The sequence below is a fragment of the Clostridioides sp. ZZV14-6154 genome (assembly GCF_020657785.1).
GTDB lineage: Bacteria > Bacillota > Clostridia > Peptostreptococcales > Peptostreptococcaceae > Clostridioides.
The window spans coordinates 1-481 of the sequence record NZ_JAGWCY010000049.1 but is presented as its reverse complement, the minus strand read 5'-3'; the positions used below and the strand labels follow the sequence as shown (position 1 = coordinate 481).

1 protein-coding gene is annotated in these 481 nt (G+C 26.8%); it reads right to left on the bottom strand.

The window, feature by feature from the left end; genetic code table 11:
* The coding region (locus KGF45_RS19675) for an RNA-guided endonuclease TnpB family protein (RefSeq protein WP_227843081.1) at positions 1 to 481 on the bottom strand (481 nt) is incomplete at both ends.

Genomic DNA, 481 nt, shown 5'->3' with positions numbered 1-481 from the left:
ATTGTCCACAACTTGAGATACAAAATTCTTTAATTCCTAAATCTAAACCTATCTGATTATTAGTATTTTCAAATACTTCAATATCTATATCTCTACAGCATAATGATACATAATATTTACCACTTGGTTCTTTGGATACAGTAGCATTAAGCATTCTCCCTTGAGGTACTTGTTTATCCCTTACTTTAACCATACCAAGTTTAGGTAATTTTATATATTGACCACAATACATAATATTTCCGTTTGTGAAGTTTGTTCTATATGAAAATCTATTAGTTTTCTTTGATTTAAATTTAGGAAATCCTGCATTTTCTTTAAAGAATTTTTTATATGCGTTTTCTAAATCTTTTAAGGTGTTTTGTAGTGAAAATTTGTCAGGTTCTTTAAGCCACTCTAATTCTTTTTTTAAATCAGTCAAATCAGAACTGCACTGCTTATAAGTAAAAGTTTCTTTATAGTTTTCATAAACTTCTATTCTTTT